This is a genomic window from Pontibacter sp. H249 (assembly GCF_037892465.1).
Lineage (GTDB): Bacteria > Bacteroidota > Bacteroidia > Cytophagales > Hymenobacteraceae > Pontibacter.
The window spans coordinates 155,492-173,769 of sequence record NZ_JBBKTR010000003.1; the positions used below are offsets into that span (position 1 = coordinate 155,492).

An 18,278-nucleotide genomic window follows, 5' to 3' on the forward strand; every position below is an offset into this window, starting at 1 on the left:
TAATAGTATATTGAAAGAGTCCAAAATATAAAAGCCCCCGCTACATCTGCAGCGGGGACTTTTATATTTTGGACTTACTAGGCTACTCCTTCACCGAAGAAGTTGGGTTAGCGTCAGCTTTTTTCTCGTCTTTTTTCTTCACGCTGATAAAATCCACGCCTTGCTGCTGAATCATCTTATTTAATGCCGGAACGTCCTGCTCCTTTACTTTCCTCAGTTCGTTCAGCTGCGCATCGATCTGGGCTGTCACCTCTTTCTTAAAGGCATAAGCCTGATCAGTTGGGCGGAAATCGCCGGTGCTTACCTGCCCCACTAGGTTCGCCAGTTTGTTGTTCAGGCGGATAGGGAAGTTAAGCGGATCCTGGCCACTGCGGTTCTTGGTCTGGTACAGTGTCTCCTCGATCTTTGTGATCTTCTTCTCAATCGCATTGGCTGATTCTACAATGGTTTTATAGTCGCTGCCCTGGCTTTTCAGGTTACCGGTTAAAGTCTTCAGCTGTCCACGCATAGTACGGATGTCTTTGATCGCATCGTGTGTTTCAGTCAACTTGTCGCGTACTTCTGTTAGAAACTCGTGCTGTGCCTGCAGATCTGCCTGCGATGCTTTGGTGCGCGGGTCCTGAAGTATGGCAAAATCCGTTTCCTGGCTTTCTTTGTTCACTGTTAGCTTTGCCTTATACTTTCCAGGTATAGCTTTCGGGCCTTGCGTGCCACCACCCCAGATAATCATACCGTCAAAACGGCTGGCCTCCGGATAGCGCATATCCCACACAAAGCGGTTCATGCCTTTCTTCACTTCTAGCTTCTCGTTACGCTCTTTGGCATTGCTGGCATAACTGCGAATCAGTTTGCCGTTCTCGTCCATGATCTCCATCTTCACAACTGTGGCAGAATCCGGAGCCGTTGGCAGGTAGTAGTGCACCATTACACCACCCGGGTGGTTCTGTCCGGCAGTTTTAGAGTTGCCTCTGCTACCTCCGTCCATTTTGTAAGCGTCCAGCGGCTTGTACAGGTGGAACTTGCTGTTGGCTATACTTCCGTTCATCGTATGAAGCGGCGTAATATCATCAATCAACCAGAATCCACGGCCTTGTGTAGAAGCGATCAGGTTGTCGTTCTTGATGGTCATGTCGGTGATTGGTACGATTGGCAGGTTGAGCTGGAATGGCTGCCAGCTGTCACCGTCGTTAAACGAAATGTACATGCCATACTCTGTACCGGCATACAACAAGCCCGGTCGTTTCTGGTCGGCGCGAACCACGCGTGTAAAGTGGTTTTCCGGAATGCCGCTGGTAATTTTAGTCCAGGTTTTGCCGTAATCAGTAGTTTTGTACAGGTATGGCCTGAAATCTCCTGACTTATACATGGTAGCTGCCACGTAAGCACCGCCTTTAATGGTCGGGTGCGCATCAATGCTGTTGATCATGATCCACTCTGGCATTTTCTTCGGCGTTACATTTGTCCAGTTCTTGCCATTATCGCGTGTTACATGTATCAAGCCGTCATCAGAACCTGTCCAGATAACACCTGGCTCCAGAGCAGACTCGTTTATGGCGAAGATGGTGCCGTAATACTCCACGCTGGTGTTATCTTTTGTGATCGGGCCACCAGACGGACCAAGCTTGGTAGAGTCGTTGCGCGTAAGGTCAGGAGATATAGTTTCCCAGCTCTGGCCTTCGTTATAAGTAACATGCACGTGGTTAGACGTGGTGTAAAGTTTCTTCGGATCGTTTGGCGAGAATAGGATCGGGAAATTCCACTGGAATCTATACTTCATGCCTTCTGCACCGTGGCCCATCGGGTTGTCAGGCCACACGTTAATCACACGTTCCTGGTTATTGCTGTGGTTTACTCTGGATAAAAATCCACCATAGTTACCGCCATACACAATTTCAGGGTTCGTTGGATCCACTGCCAGGTGTGCACTTTCCGATCCTGCTGTAGATTCCCAATCATTTTCTGTGATAGCATACCCATCAGAGCGGTGCGAAATACGAACGGTAGAGTTGTCCTGCTGCGCGCCGTAAATGCGGTAAGGGAAGTGGTTATCTGTAGTTACACGGTAGAACTGTGCAGTGTTCTGGTTATGGTATGTGCTCCAGTTCATGCCTCCGTCTGTCGTTACCTGCGCGCCACCGTCATCAGCAATGATCATGCGCGATGGATCTTCTGGTGCAATCCAAAGGTCGTGGTGATCACCATGTGGAGCATTGTTGCTTTCAAAAGTACGGCCACCATCTTTAGAACGATGGTACGACACGTTCAGTACGTATACCACATCCTCATCTTTCGGGTCGGCATAAACGCGGGTATAGTACCAGGCACGCTGACGCAGGTTACGATCATCGTTCACCTTTTTCCATGTAAGACCGCTGTCGTCGGAGCGGAACAGGCCGCCTTCATCAGCCTCTACCATGGCATACACTCTTTCAGAATTTACCGGCGAAACAGCTACTCCAATAATACCCAATGTGCCTTTTGGCAAGCCCTGGTTTTTAGAGATCTCTTTCCAGGTATCACCACCGTCGGTACTTTTCCAGATACCAGAACCAGGTCCGCCAGAAGACAAACTGTAAGGCGTACGGCGCACATTCCAGGTGGTAGCATACAGGTTGCGGCTGTTGTTTGGGTCGATGATCAGGTCTACAGCGCCTGCATCTTTATTGGCAAACAACACGCGCTTCCATGTTTTGCCGCCGTCTATACTTTTATACACCCCACGCTCCTCATGCGACTTGTACAAATCACCCATCACGGCCACGTATACTATGTCCGGGTTTTGCGGATGTATGCGGATACGGCCAATGTGCTTGGAGTCTTTAAGCCCGATGTGTTGCCATGTTTTACCGGCATCTACCGACTTCCATACGCCATGACCCGACGATACGTTGCCGCGGACAGTCTTTTCGCCTTCGCCAACATAGATCACATTTGGGTCGGCTTCGCTAACCGCAACGGCACCAATAGAGCCACCAAAAAAACCGTCAGATAAACTTTCCCAGGTAGAGCCACCATCAGTAGTGCGCCAAACGCCGCCACCTGTTGCCCCAAAGTAATAAATGTTAGGTTTACCCGGCACGCCTGTGGCGGTACCAGAACGGCCACCACGATAAGGGCCAATGCTGCGCCAGGTCATGCCATCATACAGCTTAGGATCTACGGCTGCAGGAGCATCTTTTTGTTTTGTGCTGCGTGTTTTCTGCTTCTGCGCCATAATCTCTGGCGAGGCCACAGTCATAGCTAACAGTAAACAGGCAACAGAGCTGGTTCTGCGCAAAGTTTTATTCATGAGGATGTTGTAAGGTTAGTAAGTTTAGAGTTTGAGCTATTGAGTTAGGAAAAATCACGAATAAAAGCAAGCAGGATCAGGATTTACAGGATTTTAAGATGGACAGGATTGCCTGAAGAAGTTAAATTTTGATAATTGTTATAAAGGATGAAACGCAAAGACCTCACGGTATCTTTATGACCCGCGAGCGTCTGGATTTTGCTACAGTAGCTACAGCTTATCCTCTAGACGCTCGCAGGACCTTCGGACGCTGCGAGGTCTTTATCATCAGCATGCATATTAAAAGAAAAGAGGCGCAAAATTTTGCGCCTCTACAAAGTCGAATACTAATCTTGATCCTTCCGGTACTTAATCTAATTAGTTGCTATACTCAAGTGCGTTGGGATGTTGGCTCAAGCTTTTTCAGTCGTGGTTTTGCACGGCGTTTGTCCTTGCGTTTAATGTATACTGCCGAAGGGCCTTTGTCGTCTTCTTTCCGGATGGTGAATACATCTTTGTACGCCTTAATTAACTGCAGTAATTGGTTATAACCGAAAGTACGAGGGTCAAAACTAGGGTCTAGCTGGCGCAGGTTAGTGCCCATTGCACCTAAATGTGCCCATCCGTCTTCGTCTGAGGCCATTACAAAAGCTTCTTTTAGTAACGGCAAAGGGTTAGGTTTGTGGTGAGAGGCTCCATTCCCTGGATCTTTTTCTGCTTCTTCAATCTTGCGTTCATCAATATCATCCGTTAGATTTTCGGTAAATATGAACACGTTGCAGGCATTAACAAAGGGCTTTGGTGTTTTGCGCTGACCAATGCCCATCACAAAAATGCCGGCCTCTCGAATGCGTGTGGCCAACCTGGTATAGTCGCTGTCGGAGGATACGATGCAGAAACCGTCTACCAGTTCGCTGTGCAGCAAATCCATGGCATCTATAATCAGGGCGCTGTCGGTAGCGTTTTTGCCAACAGTATAGCGAAACTGCTGGATGGGCTGTATGGCATGGTTGTTTAGGCAGTCTTTCCAGCCGTTCATTTGCGGGGTGGTCCAGTCTCCGTAAATTCTACGTATGGTAGGAGGGCCATACTTTCCCACCTCGGCTAAAAGTTTAACAATAAGGCTGGGTTGGGCGTTATCCCCGTCTATCAGCACGGCCATGCGCGACGGTTTACGTTCTCGTGTGGTGTATTTCATGTATAAAAGGTTGCTTGATGCTGCTATTTCGCAGCGCACCCATAAATGGTGCAATACAGTTTATACTTTTATTCTTGACAGAGGTTATACTGCCAGTCATTTATACTTTATCACAAAATGCCTATCTTACCGTAACAGAGCTACAAACAGAATTATATGATCAGGATAAAAAAGTTTTTGCTTATGCTGGGTTCAGCTTTCGCGGTAGCCACAGGCTCCGCCCACAGTCAGGCGCAGGTGTTTAAAGCCGAAGAGCCGCTGGCACATACATATTCTATTGTTGCCCGAGATCCAAAAACAGGAGAGATGGCTGTTGGCGTGCAGAGCCATTGGTTTTCGGTGGGCACAGCCGTGCCCTGGGTAGAGGCTGGTGTAGGTGTAGTAGCCACCCAATCTTTTGTAAATAAATCGTATGGCCCGCTAGGGTTACAACTTTTAAAGGAGGGTAAAACTGCTGAAGAGGCGCTGGCTATACTTTTAGCCAAAGACGAGGCGCGTGAGGTACGCCAGGTTTCTATACTTGATTCGAAAGGAAACGTGGCAACGCATACTGGTAAACAATGCATTCGCTATGCCGGACATATAACAGGTAAGAACTTTTCGGTGCAGGCCAACATGATGCTAACTGATAAAGTATGGCCTGCCATGGCGAAGGCTTTTGAGAAAAGCGAAGGACAGCCGCTGGCAGAGCGCGTACTGATTGCCATGCAAGCGGCAGAGCAGGAGGGAGGCGACATTCGTGGCAAGCAATCGGCAGCGCTTGTTGTGGTAAAAGGTCAGAAATCAGACCAGCCCTGGGATGACAAAATAATTGACCTACGTGTAGATGACCATGAAAAACCGCTGGATGAGCTGGCGCGACTGCTAAAAGTACACCGTGCTTATGAGCACATGAATAATGGCGATCTGGCCATCGAGAAAGGTCAAATGCAAAAAGCTATGGAAGAGTATGGCAAAGCCGAAGCCATGTATCCAAATAACCTGGAGATGAAGTATTGGCATGCCATTGGCCTGGCCAGCAGCGGACAAGTTGATGAAGCTGCTAAACTTCTGCGTGAAGTTTATCGAAAAGATGATAATTGGCGGGAGTTAACGGCAAGGTTACCGGAGGTTGGCTTACTGAATGTAAGCAAGAAGGATCTGGAAAAATTGCTGAAGGCAAAATAAAGCAAGCCGCTGAAAGCATCTGCCGCCAAAAAAACAAAACCTCCGAGAGCTTTTCCCGGAGGTTTTGTTTTTAAAATCGGTGTAATCTAAGGTTCTAAATTTACTTCAGAGCCAAAGAAGTAACTTTAGCTATTAAATAGTCTGGTTTACGTCGAAGTTCTCCAGGTAATCAGCTACACGGCGCACGAACATGCCACCCAGCGAGCCATCCACAACGCGATGGTCGTAAGAGTGCGACAGGTACATAAAGTGGCGGATACCAATCAGGTCGCCTTCTGGTGTTTCGATTACAGCTGGCTTCTTTTTAATGGCGCCAACTGCCATAATCGCTACCTGTGGCTGCATGATAATCGGCGTACCCATTACGTTGCCAAAAGATCCAACGTTAGAAACGGTGTAAGTACCACCTGCAAGATCGTCTGGCGTCAGCTTGTTCATACGGCCACGGTTCGCCAAGTCGTTCACCTTCTTTGTCAGCCCGTTCAGATTCAGTTGGTCAGCGTTCTTAATGTTTGGTACGATCAGATTACCGCTTGGCAAAGCTACAGCCATACCAATGTTAATGTCTTTGTGGCGGATAATCGTACCACCATCTACAGACACGTTGATCATCGGGAAGTCTTTGATCGCCTTTGCAATGGCATCTATAAAGATAGGAGTGAAGGTCAGATTTTCGCCTTCACGCTTCTTGTACTCATTCTTCCACTTGTTTCTCCAGTTCACAATATTGGTTACATCAGCCTCTACAAAAGAAGTAACGTGCGGAGAAATGCGCTTACTATCGACCATGCGGTCGGCGATCATCTTGCGCATGCGGTCCATCTCGATAAGCTCTACGTTGCCACCGTAAGATGCAGCTGGTTTTACCTGAGGCGCAGCAGCCTGTGGCTGAGCAGCCGGAGCTGGTGCAGCGGCAGGAGCCTGTACTTGTGGTTGTGCCTGTGGCTGAGCCTGCGGAGCAGCAGCTGGTTGAGGCGCCGCACCACGGTTAGACAGGTAGTTCATGATGTCTTTCTTCGACACACGTCCTTCGCTGCCGGTACCTGGTACATACTCCAGTTCCTCCATCGAAATACCTTCTTCGCGGGCAATGTTAAGCACTAGCGGAGAGTAAAAACGGCCTGTAGCAGGTTTGTCCAGTTTAGCTGATGAAGTAGCAGCAGGAGCAGCGCTTTCCTGTGGCGCAGCGGCCTGAGGTGCAGCGGCAGGAGCCTGAGAAGCTGCAGGAGCAGCAGCACCTGTGTCTTCACCGTTTGTAGAGATAATAGCAATTGGAGCACCAACTGCTACCACATCGCCTTCCTGTACCAGAATCTCTTTCAAAACGCCGCCCTGTATTGCAGGAACTTCCGTGTCTACTTTATCTGTAGCTACTTCCAGTACCGACTCATCCTGCTCAATGGTATCACCCACGTTTTTAAGCCATTTAAGAACGGTACCTTCCATGATACTCTCGCCCATTTTGGGCATAACCATTTCTACAAGTGCCATATTATCGTTGTTCGTTGATCGTTTTTAGTGTTTTATAAAAAAAAGATGAAGGACAAAAGACAAAGGAAATAAACAGTTGATGAGCTTTTATCCTTTGCCAAATACTCTTTTGCCTTAAAAAACCCAGACAAAGTTAAGGATTTTAGCCTATTCCTCAACGGTTAAGGCCAAACTTTGGCGCACCATATTTAACACAGCCAAAGTAGTGTACTCAATGTTCAGTAGCCTGTCTTTATTAAATTGCAGCAGCTTTGCCTCAGATTTATACTTATCGGAGTAAGCTATCCAGATTGTGCCTACAGGTTTGTCAGGTGTACCTCCGTCAGGGCCAGCTATACCGCTGGTAGCTACGCCAATGTCAGTACCGAATTTTAGTTTTACATTTTCTGCCATTTCCTTTACAGTAGCCTCGCTTACGGCGCCATGCTGTTGCAGGGTTTCAGGTTTTACACCTAGCTCCCGAATTTTAACGTCGTTGTGGTACGCAATTACACTGCCTTGGTAATAGGAAGAGCTTCCGCTTATACTTGTTATTTTATGAGCTAGGTAACCGCCTGTGCAGCTTTCTGCGGTTGCTATAGTAAGACCGCGCTCTTTTAGTAGTTGGCCAATAGCTGCTTCTAAACTTATCTCGCCAAAGGCAAAAATATAGTTTGGGATAAGTTGCTGTAGCTTATCAACCTGTTCCTGCATCTCATGCTCCAGTTTAGAGGCATCCTCTCCAAAACCTGTAAGGCGCAGGCGTACAGAACCCAGGTGCGGCAGATAAGCCAGCTTTAAATGTGAAGGCAGGCTGGTTTCCCAGTTTTCCAGCTTTGCCGCAAGTATAGATTCTGCTATGCCGACAGTCTGTACTACTTTATGTATGATTTCAGGTGTTTTGAAGTATGTCTTTAGTTGGGGTAGCACTGTGTCAGTCATCATGCGCTTCATCTCATAAGGCACACCTGGCATAGAAACGTATACTTTGCCCTCGTGCTCAAACCACATACCCGGCGCAGTACCCAATACATTGCGCACAGGTGTGCAAGCGGCTGGTAAATAAGCCTGCTCGCGGTTTAGTTCTGTTAGTTCACGCCCTCGGTTCTTAAATATCTCCGCGATATCTGCCAGCGATGGCTCGTGTAACTCCAGTATGGTGTTAAAGTATGAGGTAAGCACATCCTTTGTCAGATCGTCTTTGGTAGGGCCGAGTCCGCCTGTCAACAATATAATATCGGCTCTTTTTTTAGCGTTATCCAATGCTTCTACTATATGGTCAGCATTGTCTGATACAGAGGTGATCTGCTTTACTTTTATGCCTGCTTTAGTTAACTCTGCACCCATCCAGGCAGAGTTTGTGTCTACAATCTGGCCATAGAGAATTTCGTCTCCGATGGTGATTATTTCAGCAATAACGGCTTTCATATATATTTTGGTCTGATTTATGCGTAGGTCTGTTAAACTGTTTCAAGTTAAAGATGTTCTAGCGATATGAAAAAACTACTTTACACTTCTTTTATAGCTGTAGCTCTTGGTGCCTCTGCCTGCACGGCAACCGACATACAACGCACTGTAGATGGCGTTTTAGCAGGCACCGCCACAGGAGGTCCTGTAACACAATCCGAAGTTGCGTCTGGTTTAAAGCAGGCACTGGAGGTTGGTATCAAGAATGGCGCAAACCAAGCCTCGCAAACAGACGGCTACTACAAAAATTCACTTATTCGTATTCCTTTTCCGAAGGATGTGCAGCGAGTAGATAATACATTGCGTCAGGTAGGTTTGGGCAATGAGGTAGATAAATTTATACTTACCCTTAACCGTGGTGCCGAGGATGCGGCAAAAAGCGCTGTACCCATTTTCGTAAGTGCCATCAAGCAAATGACCATACAAGACGCGTGGGGAATTTTAAAAGGAGATAAAAATGCAGCCACACAGTACTTAAAACGAACTACTTCTCAGCAACTATACAATACATTTAACCCTATTATGGTGCAGTCGTTGGAAAAGACTAATGCCACGAAGTACTATGCAGACTTGGTAAACCAGTACAACAAAATTCCGCTGGTGCAAAAAGTTAATCCCGACTTAGATGATTATGCTACTCATAAAGCAATTGATGGATTATTTATACTTGTAGCACAGGAAGAGGCAAATATTAGAGAGAATCCTATTGCGCGAACAACTGAATTGTTACGCCGTGTGTTCTCCAAAGAAAATCAGTCTTAGGCTATACCGGCTTTTACAAGGTTTTGCACCCGTTTTACTTATTAGTAAGGCGGGTGTTTTTTTTTGTGGAACATAAAACGTTGAATAAAAGTACAATACAGCAAAAATTACCCAAGCCTTACAGCAATAGCTTTTGAACTATGGCAAACAAACCATTTAAATATAACCCGATCACAAAAGAGAGAGACCTGGACGTTTTAATTGATGAGATCGGAGATGCACGTGTAGTAATGTTAGGAGAGGGCTCTCACGGTACTTCGGAGTATTACACCTGGCGTACTGCCATTACCAAAAGATTAATACAGGAGAAAGGGTTTAATTTTGTGGCTGTAGAAGGCGACTGGCCAGAATGCTATGCTGTAAATCGATTTATTAAAGGGTATAGCAACTCCGGTAGCAAAATTGCTGATGTATTGCAGGTGTTCCGCCGCTGGCCTACCTGGATGTGGGCCAACTGGGAGGTGGCTGCCCTAATTGAGTGGATACGTGATTTTAACCACCTGCGCCATGCGAACTCGAAAGCAGGTTTTTATGGGCTGGATGTATATAGTCTGTGGGAGTCGCTGGAGCAGGTAATAAAATTTCTGGAAAATAATAATGGACGTGCTGCCGAAGCTGCTAAGATGGCCATTAATTGCTTTGAGCCTTTTAACCGCGACCCTCAGACCTATGCCAGGGCTACTGCCTTTGTACCAACAGACTGCGAGAGTGAAGTGGTGGAGATGCTGCAAAGAATACAGCATCATCGCAGTTTTACAGATGATCCCGAAAACGATTTTAATACCCGCCAGAATGCACTTGTGGCTGTAAATGCAGAGAAATACTACAGGGCCATGATTCGAGGTGGTGGCAGTTCCTGGAACGTGCGTGATAGCCACATGATGGAAACTTTGGACAGGCTTCTAGACCTGCACGGACCAACATCTAAGGCTATTGTATGGGAGCATAACACCCATATCGGGGATGCCAGTTTTACCGACATGGCTGACGATGGGATGTATAATATCGGGGAGCTGGCGCGGAAGAAGTATGGGCAGAGCCAAGTGAAGCTGGTTGGCTTTGGTACCTATCAGGGCAGTGTGATCGCCAGTAGGTCTTGGGGCGCACCGATGCAGAAGATGGAAGTACCGCCAGCTGTTGAAGGAAGTTGGGAGCACATGCTGCACCAGATCAGCACAGAAGACAAGATTATAATTTCCCGGGACCTGGTAAACGTACCAGAGCTACAAGGCCGAATTGGTAATCGCGCAATAGGTGTGGTATATGACCCAAAGTATGAAATGTTCGGAAATTATGTGCCTACTGTTATTCCGGGCCGCTACGATGCCTTTGTTTACTTTGATGAAACAGAGGCAGTGCACCCGCTGCACATGAAAGCTACCTCAGGCAAAGAGCCAGACCTGTATCCGTGGAATTATTAGAGAAACATAAACCCTGATAGATCAGAAGCCTGCAGCGACAAAGTCCTGCAGGCTTCTGATCTATCAAACGAGAATACTATACGTAATTTATATTTAACAAAAGCTCCTCCATTATCTTCTAAGACGATTTATTTCAATGTCTATACTTCAACGCTTGGGTCTACCTTCTCTACTTTAGAACCCACAAAACCATAGTATACAATGTATAAATAGCAAATAAGCGGCACAATGAATGATAGCTGAAGACTGCCCGTTACGTCGGCTACATATCCCTGCAACGGTGGAATGATCGCACCACCTACTATAGCCATGACTAAAAGCGAAGAACCTTGGCTGGTATGAACTCCTAGCCCTTTGATGGCGAGCGTGAAGATTGTCGGGAACATGATGGAATTGAACAAGCCTACTGCAATTACGGACCACATGGCTACTGCACCCGTTGTAAGCATCGTGATTAAAAGCAAAGTGATTACGGCTGCAGCAAAGAAACCCAAAGTTCTGTTTGGTAAGAACCTGCCAAGTAACAGCACCAGGAAGTTTACCGCAATAAGCCCCAGCACGATCAGTGCTTCCTGCTGACCATAGATGGTGAATATGAGTGTAACCACAATAGCCGTAATAGCTGCGATGATCATATACTTACGGCTTTTGTTCTTAAACTCTGCAAGTGCCACTGCACCGAAAAATCTTCCGATCATGGCGCCACCCCAGAAAAAGGCAAGGTAATGTCCGCCTTCCGCTTCAGAAAGACCAGCGATCTCAGGTAAGCTGAAGAAATTGATCAACATGCTGCCAATAGCCACTTCACCGCCTACGTACATAAAGATACAGATCACACCAAGCACCAGGTGGCGGTATTTAAGCGCTCCGGCATCTGCTACAATACGCCCTTCACCTTTAATGTGAGGTAGGTTGGCCAGCTTTATCAATACAGCAATAGCCACAAGTGTAGCAGCCAGGCCAAGGTAAGGAAGCTTAACAGAAGCTGCAGTGTCTGAGCCCATGGTCTGTGCAGCCTCAAAGATCAGGTAGCCGCCAATCAAAGGAGCCACTGTAGTTCCGAAAGAGTTTAAAGCTTGGGTCAGGTTCAGACGACTTGCCGCTCCTTCTGGTCTTCCGAGCACTGTTACGTAAGGATTAGCCGCAATCTGAAGGATGGTAATACCTGAAGCCAGCACAAAAAGAGCCATCAAAAAGAAGCCGTAACTATGGAAATCTGCTGCCGGATAAAACAGCGCACAACCAACAGCAGCAACTAATAACCCTACTATGATGCCATTCTTATAGCCTATTTTCATAATAGGGTCCCCTTTAACCATAGAGAAGACAAAGTATAGCAGCGATATAATAAAATAAGCTCCGAAAAAGGCTGTTTGGATAAGCATTGCCTGCCAGTGCTGCAGTACGAATACCTGTTGGAGTTTCGGTATAAGGATGTCATTCATGCAGGTAATAAAGCCCCACATAAAGAACAGCAGCGTTACAACGATCAAAGGTCCGGTAAAGCCTTTGCTATTGTCCAGGTCAGTTCCCGATGTTGCAACAGTTGGCTTGGAAGAAGGTGAGGTTACAGCCATAGTATAAAATTTAACAGGGGTTAAGGTTTAGGTTAGTTTTTTATGCTTGATTCATATTTTACGGAGCCATCCTTCAGCAGCGTAAAAGATGCTTCCTGCACATCTCTTGAGTTAGGGCCTACAAATACCTTAAAATCACCAGGCTCTGTGCCATAAGTTAAGTCAGCACGCCAAAAGGCCAGGTCTTCCGGAGATATGGTGAATTTTACTGTTTTTCTCTCGCCAGGCATAAAAGTCAGCTTCTGGAATTTCTTCAGCTCTTTAACTGGTCTTGTAATGCTGCCAACCAGGTCGCGGGTGTAAAGCTGTACAACTTCTTCGCCGGCATATTTACCTGTATTGGTTACATCTATACTTACCTGTAGCTGCCCTGCTGGTGCAAGCTTATCAGTGCTGAGCTTTAGGTTGTCATACTTGTAAGTGGTATAGCTTAGTCCGTAACCAAATGGGTAGAGCGCAGTGTTAGGCACATCGCGGTACCTGGATTTATAAACACGCTCCGAGCCCGGCTCTGAATGGTTGCCATCATAAGCACGGCCTGTGTTTTTGTGGTTATAGTATAAAGGCAACTGCCCAACAGCCCTTGGGAAGGACACCGGAAGTTTACCTGACGGGTTATATTCACCAAACAACACGCTTGCCACAGCGTTACCAGCTTCAGAACCTAAAGACCAGGTGGCAAGTATGGTCGGGATGTTCTCATCGAGCCATGTAAGCTCCAACGCGCGGCCGCTGCTTACCAAAGCGATGATTGGCTTGCCTGTAGCATGGATTGCTTTTACTAACTCCAGTTGCACGCCTGGCAAACTAACATCAGCTCTCGATGCGCCTTCACCGTTCATTACAGCGCTTTCGCCAATGGCCATAACCACTACGTCAGCTTTGTTAGCGGCAGCTACAGCGGCATCAAATTTAGCTTTAGAGTCGCTGTATAGTTCACAGCCTTCGGCGTAAGTTACTTCTGCTCCTTTAGCATACTTCTTAATGCCTTCTAGGAAAGACACCGGGTGCTGCGCTTCTCCGAAGAAAGACCAGGTACCATTCATGTCTTCTTTATTATTACCCAACGGACCGATAACAGCTATCTTTTGTTTTGCTGATGCGCTTAATGGAAGCAGGTTGTTTTCGTTTTTCAGTAGCACAATAGAGCGTTGGGCCATATCAAAGGCTGCCTGCAAATTCTCTTTAGAGCGTATCTGCTTCTTCTCTGTTTTAGTGTTGCTGTATAAGTATGGGTTATCGAACAGGCCAAGCTTGAATTTTAGCCATAGCACCCTGCGTACGGCATCGTCCAGGTACTTCTGTTCCACTTTACCAGATTTTACCAGTTGAGGGAGCTCCTTAAGGTAAATTTCAGCCATCATGTCCAGGTCGGTTCCGGCTTTTAAAGCAAGTTCTCCGGCATGGGCATTGTTCTGTGCATAGCCATGCGATGTCATTTCCCAAATGTTCTGCCAGTCTGATATCACCAAGCCCTTAAAACCCCACTCATCACGCAGTATCTGGCGCATTACTTTGGTATGGGCTGTGGCTGGCACACCGTTCAACTCGTTAAACGCAGTCATGATTGTGGCAGAACCTGCGTCCAAAGCGGCTTTAAACGGTGGCAGGTACGTGTTTCGAAGCTCATACTCCGACATGTCTACGGTATTGTAGTCGCGGCCGGCTTCTGCTGCGCCATAAGCTACAAAGTGCTTTACACAGGCGGCTATTGTTTGCGGATCTGACAGACTGTTGCCCTGAAAGCCTTTAACGCGGGCGGCCGTGATCAACGACACCAGGTATGGGTCTTCGCCGGCACCTTCTGCTGTTCTGCCCCAACGCGCGTCACGTGCTACATCTGCCATGGGTGCAAACGTCAGGTTAATGCCAGATGCGGCAGATTCTTTAGCGGCTACGCGTGCACTTTTCTCTATGGCAGCTAAGTCCCAGCTAGCAGATTCGCCTAACGGTATCGGAAACACAGTCTTAAAGCCATGGATCACGTCAGCGCCTATCAATAATGGAATTCCCAGACGCGATTCTTCTACGGCTAGCTTCTGCAGTTTTCCGGTGTAGGCAGCGCCATGTATGTTGAAAATACCGGTGATCTCGCCTTTACGGATAGCTTCGTTAAACTTATCAGACTCGGAAGTACGAACAGTAGGGCCGGTGTTAAAAAGGTCGCCGACTACAAAGTTCAGCTGCCCGGCTTTTTCTTCCAGTGTCATTTTAGAGAGCAGGTCTTCTACGCGCTGTTCCGTTTTATCCTTTTTATCTTCTGGTTTAAAAGATGAGAAGAGCATGGCGGAGCCAAGTATGACCACCAGCAGGATAGGGATAAAAGTCTTTCTCATATTATTTCTTTTTAGTGAACCCTTTGCTTAAAGTATGGCGAAAGGATTTAGCTAGTGAAAATTAAATAATTAGTATCCGTTTAATGATGATGCTTTCCTGTGTGTACAGGTGGCAGAAGTATAAACCCGGAGCTACATCTGTTTTTATTTGCAGCAAATTAGCTGTGCCTTGTATAATGTTGGCAGCTACCTCTTTGCCAAAGGCATTGTAAAAGTGGATCTCTTCAATCTTTAAAGTATGGTCGAACTGGATGTTAAATTCTCCTGTACAAGGATTAGGGAAAACCCGCACTTGTTGATTGTTATATTCTTGTTTTATACTTAGCAGGGCATCATTACTAGCAACCAGGTTAGAGAAAGTGGATGTACCACTGCTATTCACTGACTGTACTTTATACACGTACCCATTTTCCGGTATAACTGCATCCGTATATTCCCGTGTATTGGCTGCCACAGAGGCTACTTCGGTAAATGGTCCGTTTTGTGATTGGGAGCGGAATATCTTAGTACTCTCTTCATTGGAAGCATTATCCTGCCAGTTTAGCGTAACCGAATTTGTTGCTTTCGTTAGTTTCAGGTGTGAAGGGCGATTGGGAGCAGCGGGAGTGTTTTGCAGCACTTTGAATTGATCAATCCAGAAAACATCATTTCCTGCAGAGCCTAAGATGCCATAATTAACAAGTATCCTGATCTTCTTTACTTTGGTTCCGTCTATTTGGCCTGAGCCTGTGCCAAACAGGTTTCTATAATCGAAATGATAAGTATACAATTCATTGTCGTCGATGAGCGGTGTAAGGGTAAAAACAGTATTTGTCCCAGTAGTCTTCCCGGCTTCATCTATCAAATCGATGCGGAGCAGCACGTTTTCACTTTCGTTGCGGGTTTTTAGGGTGGTTGCTAAAACAGGATAGCCGCTCATATTGAGCGGCTCTGTTAAGGTATAAATTATTTGTGGAAGAGAACCCGGATTCGTTACCTGGTAGCTGACTTTTAAGGCATTGTTCTCATGACTGAAATCAAAAGTGCCGCCACTGCTGTTTAGCTTAGCAGTCGGCAAAGTGTTGAAGTCTTCTATTAAAAACGCTTCTCCTACGGGTGTCTGGGTGGTGTTAACATTCAGTTCCTGCTGGTATATTTGCCCGTTCAGGTTCATCTGTACTTTAACCTTCCCGGCAGTTGTACCCCAGTTAACTTTTATCTCTGATGTACCTGCTCCTGATGTAATCGTGGCTCCGCTTGGTACGGTCCAGGTATAAGTTGCGCCTGTTACGTTGCTGGCTTTAAAGGTTAAATTCTGTGAACCAGGGTTTACCGATGCAGGGCCAGTCAGTTTTAAATCGGAGAATGTTTGGTAAACGCGTACATAGTCAACTTCATAGCGTGCAGTGGTTAGGGCTGGGTCTATGCCATTTTTCAGACCGTTAGTTTCATACCTGGTGTCGCTGCCCCAGTTACCACCCATGGCCAGGTTGATAATGATAAATTGCGGATCATTAAAAGGCCATGTAGCTGCATCCTTGTTTACAGGTGCGTAAGTATAAAACAGCGTGTTGTCCACGTAAAACTTTATAGACTCGGGTGTCCATTCGGCCGCATACATATGAAAGTTGTCTCCGTAATCGCTCACCATAATTGAGTTACTATTCACAGAGTTTCCACTGCTGGATGGCGTATGAAGGGTGCTATGTACCTTTCCAGGATCACGGCCTATATGTTCCATCACATCTATTTCCCCGCAGGCAGGCCAGCCTTTGGTAGTTATACTTTCGCCCAGCATCCAAAGGGCAGGCCATGTGCCAGCGCCTTTTGGTAGTTTAGCTCTGAACTCTACCCGGCCATATGTAAAATTATACTTGCCCTGTGTTTTAATGCGGGCAGATGTCCAGGCACCGTTGTTTTTATTGGCTTCGATTACAAGGTTGCCTCCGCTGCGGCGTACGTTGCTGCTGTTGTTTGTATAAGACTGCACTTCGTTGTTACCCCAGCCGCCTTGCCCGTTTCCAAGGTCGTAGCTCCAGTACGTCGGGTCAGGGGCGCCTTCGCCTGCAAATTCATCGTGCCACACCAGCTCGTTAAAGCTTGTGCTTTGGGCAAGCAAAGGCAATGACGAGCATAGCAGCAGCGTAAGTGCTGTTATGGCTTTGTATAAAATATTCATTGAAATAGGATTAAGGCAGCAGTACTTCAGTGTGTGAGTTGAAGTACTGCTGCTAGAAATTAATTAGGGAATAAGCTTGAAATCATCAATATAGAAGATGCCAGAGTTAAAGTGACCTTCGCCGCCAATCTGTATCACAATCCGGTCTAAGTCTTTACGGCTGGCAGCGCTGCTAAAATCAAAGGTTAACTCTACCCACTTGTCAAGCTGTGTTACCTGCTGTTTTACTTCTACCTGCGTTACCCATGGCTCGCCACTTTCAGCGTTCTGAAGTTTTACAGATACCTGCTTCAGAAGATTTTTAACAGCCCAGTCATACCCTGCTTCCGTAGTATAATCGTTGTAGCCAGGCATGAAAACTTTTAACTTGATTTTGTTCTTTGTTGTCAGATCAATTTTGTGATCCAGTGTATAGAAAAGGTTTGCAAAAGCAAAGGGTTCGCCTGCCTGCTTAATATACTGTCCTACTTTAGCAGATGTATTGCCCGTAAGTGGAGCAGGGTTGTCGTAAGTCTCGTTAAACGTAAGATTGTCTGTTTGCCAAACCACATTACCCGGCGTGTCAAAGTCATCTTTCAGATCAATTGCTTCTTTGTAGGGCTTAACTTTTACAGGTGCCTTATATCCTTCGGGCACAAGCACATAGTTACGTACGCCATCACCGCCGCAGCACACCTTTCTGATATGTAACCGGTTCTCGCTAAGTTCTATCACCTCGTAAGTTCCTTCATTATCATCCCAGGCAATGGTTTCTCCGTTACTAACTGAAAGCATGGTCTTGCCATTTTCCTGGTAGATGCTCCAGGTACTGGCTACAGGAGTTTGCGGTACACAAACGTTTTCCTGACCGCCATCAATTCCCCACATAGCACCCCCACTTTTATTTTCAAATTCGAAACCAATTAACTTAAAAGTGTATTTGTCATCTTTCATGCAGTCATTCTGACCATCAAGCGTCTGATTCCACCAGGATGACGGGGCTTCAGGTGGGCCACCGAAGTTCATCGGACCTACCGGATCAAACACCCATGTCTTGCCTTCTAAGGCATTGGCACCGCCTGTCAGGAAGTTATAATCTTCACGGTCCAGCATTAAAGCGTTGGTTTTGGCAATAGTTACTTGCTTGCTGCTGGACGCAGATCCACCACTCGTGTACATGGTGAGCGTTACAGTATATTCGCCTTTTAAAGGATAGGCACCGGTTACCTGCATTCCTGTGGCTGTTTCCCCGTTACCTAAATCCCAGACAGCTTTAAAACCCGGGGCATTTGCTTTGAAACTGATGATGTTCGGGTTTGTGGCGTCAGCCTGAGCTGTAAATTGTATTGCCTCTGAAGTAGGTGCTGGTCCTAAGCTACCTTCTTCCTCCTCACAGCTGCTGAAAGTAAACGTAAGCAGCAGGAGCGCAACGATATAGGAAAGATATCTTTTCATGATATAAGTCTTTTAAATGA

11 protein-coding genes are annotated in these 18,278 nt (G+C 46.6%); 3 read left to right on the plus strand and 8 right to left on the minus strand.

The features are described 5' to 3' along the window. Positions 1-82 precede the first annotated feature (82 nt). Positions 83-3,238, minus strand: coding sequence for a WD40/YVTN/BNR-like repeat-containing protein (locus WG943_RS05515; protein ID WP_340407328.1), 3,156 nt, complete (start codon positions 3,236-3,238; stop codon positions 83-85). Between the two features lie 421 nt (positions 3,239-3,659). Continuing rightward, positions 3,660-4,466, minus strand: a complete 807-nt coding sequence (locus WG943_RS05520; RefSeq protein WP_340407330.1) for an NYN domain-containing protein — start codon at positions 4,464-4,466, stop codon at positions 3,660-3,662. Positions 4,467-4,649: 183 nt separating this feature from the next. Here WG943_RS05520 and WG943_RS05525 point away from each other — a divergent pair, with 183 nt between their 5' ends. Then, a complete protein-coding gene (locus WG943_RS05525) occupies positions 4,650-5,633 on the plus strand; it encodes a DUF1028 domain-containing protein (protein WP_445323622.1) in 984 nt (327 codons plus the stop codon). A 132-nt stretch (positions 5,634-5,765) separates the two neighbouring features. On the opposite strand, the gene WG943_RS05530 is transcribed toward WG943_RS05525, so the two are convergent. Both WG943_RS05530 and WG943_RS05535 read right to left on the minus strand, forming a co-directional pair. Further along, positions 5,766-7,124, minus strand: a complete 1,359-nt coding sequence (locus WG943_RS05530; RefSeq protein WP_340407334.1) for a dihydrolipoamide acetyltransferase family protein — start codon at positions 7,122-7,124, stop codon at positions 5,766-5,768. Positions 7,125-7,271: 147 nt separating this feature from the next. Further along, positions 7,272-8,531 carry a competence/damage-inducible protein A gene (locus WG943_RS05535; RefSeq protein ID WP_340407335.1) on the minus strand — a complete coding sequence of 420 codons (1,260 nt, stop codon included), beginning with the start codon at positions 8,529-8,531 and terminating at the stop codon, positions 7,272-7,274. 66 nt (positions 8,532-8,597) lie between these two features. Here WG943_RS05535 and WG943_RS05540 point away from each other — a divergent pair, with 66 nt between their 5' ends. Then, on the plus strand, positions 8,598-9,332 hold the full coding sequence (locus WG943_RS05540) for a DUF4197 domain-containing protein (protein WP_340407336.1): 735 nt from the start codon (positions 8,598-8,600) through the stop codon (positions 9,330-9,332). Positions 9,333-9,472: 140 nt separating this feature from the next. Beyond that, positions 9,473-10,753, plus strand: a complete 1,281-nt coding sequence (locus WG943_RS05545; protein WP_340407338.1) for an erythromycin esterase family protein — start codon at positions 9,473-9,475, stop codon at positions 10,751-10,753. 140 nt (positions 10,754-10,893) lie between these two features. Here the strand turns inward: WG943_RS05545 and WG943_RS05550 are convergent, their stop codons facing one another. The 4 genes from WG943_RS05550 to WG943_RS05565 form a co-directional block, all read right to left on the minus strand. After that, on the minus strand, positions 10,894-12,330 hold the full coding sequence (locus WG943_RS05550) for a sugar MFS transporter (protein ID WP_340407340.1): 1,437 nt from the start codon (positions 12,328-12,330) through the stop codon (positions 10,894-10,896). A 32-nt stretch (positions 12,331-12,362) separates the two neighbouring features. Further along, complete coding sequence (gene bglX / locus WG943_RS05555; RefSeq protein ID WP_340407341.1) at positions 12,363-14,666, minus strand: beta-glucosidase BglX; 2,304 nt, start codon at positions 14,664-14,666, stop codon at positions 12,363-12,365. A gap of 61 nt (positions 14,667-14,727) precedes the next feature. After that, positions 14,728-16,824 carry a family 16 glycosylhydrolase gene (locus WG943_RS05560; RefSeq protein WP_340407342.1) on the minus strand — a complete coding sequence of 699 codons (2,097 nt, stop codon included), beginning with the start codon at positions 16,822-16,824 and terminating at the stop codon, positions 14,728-14,730. Positions 16,825-16,887: 63 nt separating this feature from the next. Beyond that, positions 16,888-18,258, minus strand: coding sequence for a PKD domain-containing protein (locus WG943_RS05565; RefSeq protein WP_340407344.1), 1,371 nt, complete (start codon positions 18,256-18,258; stop codon positions 16,888-16,890). Between the last annotated feature and the right edge of the window lie 20 nt (positions 18,259-18,278).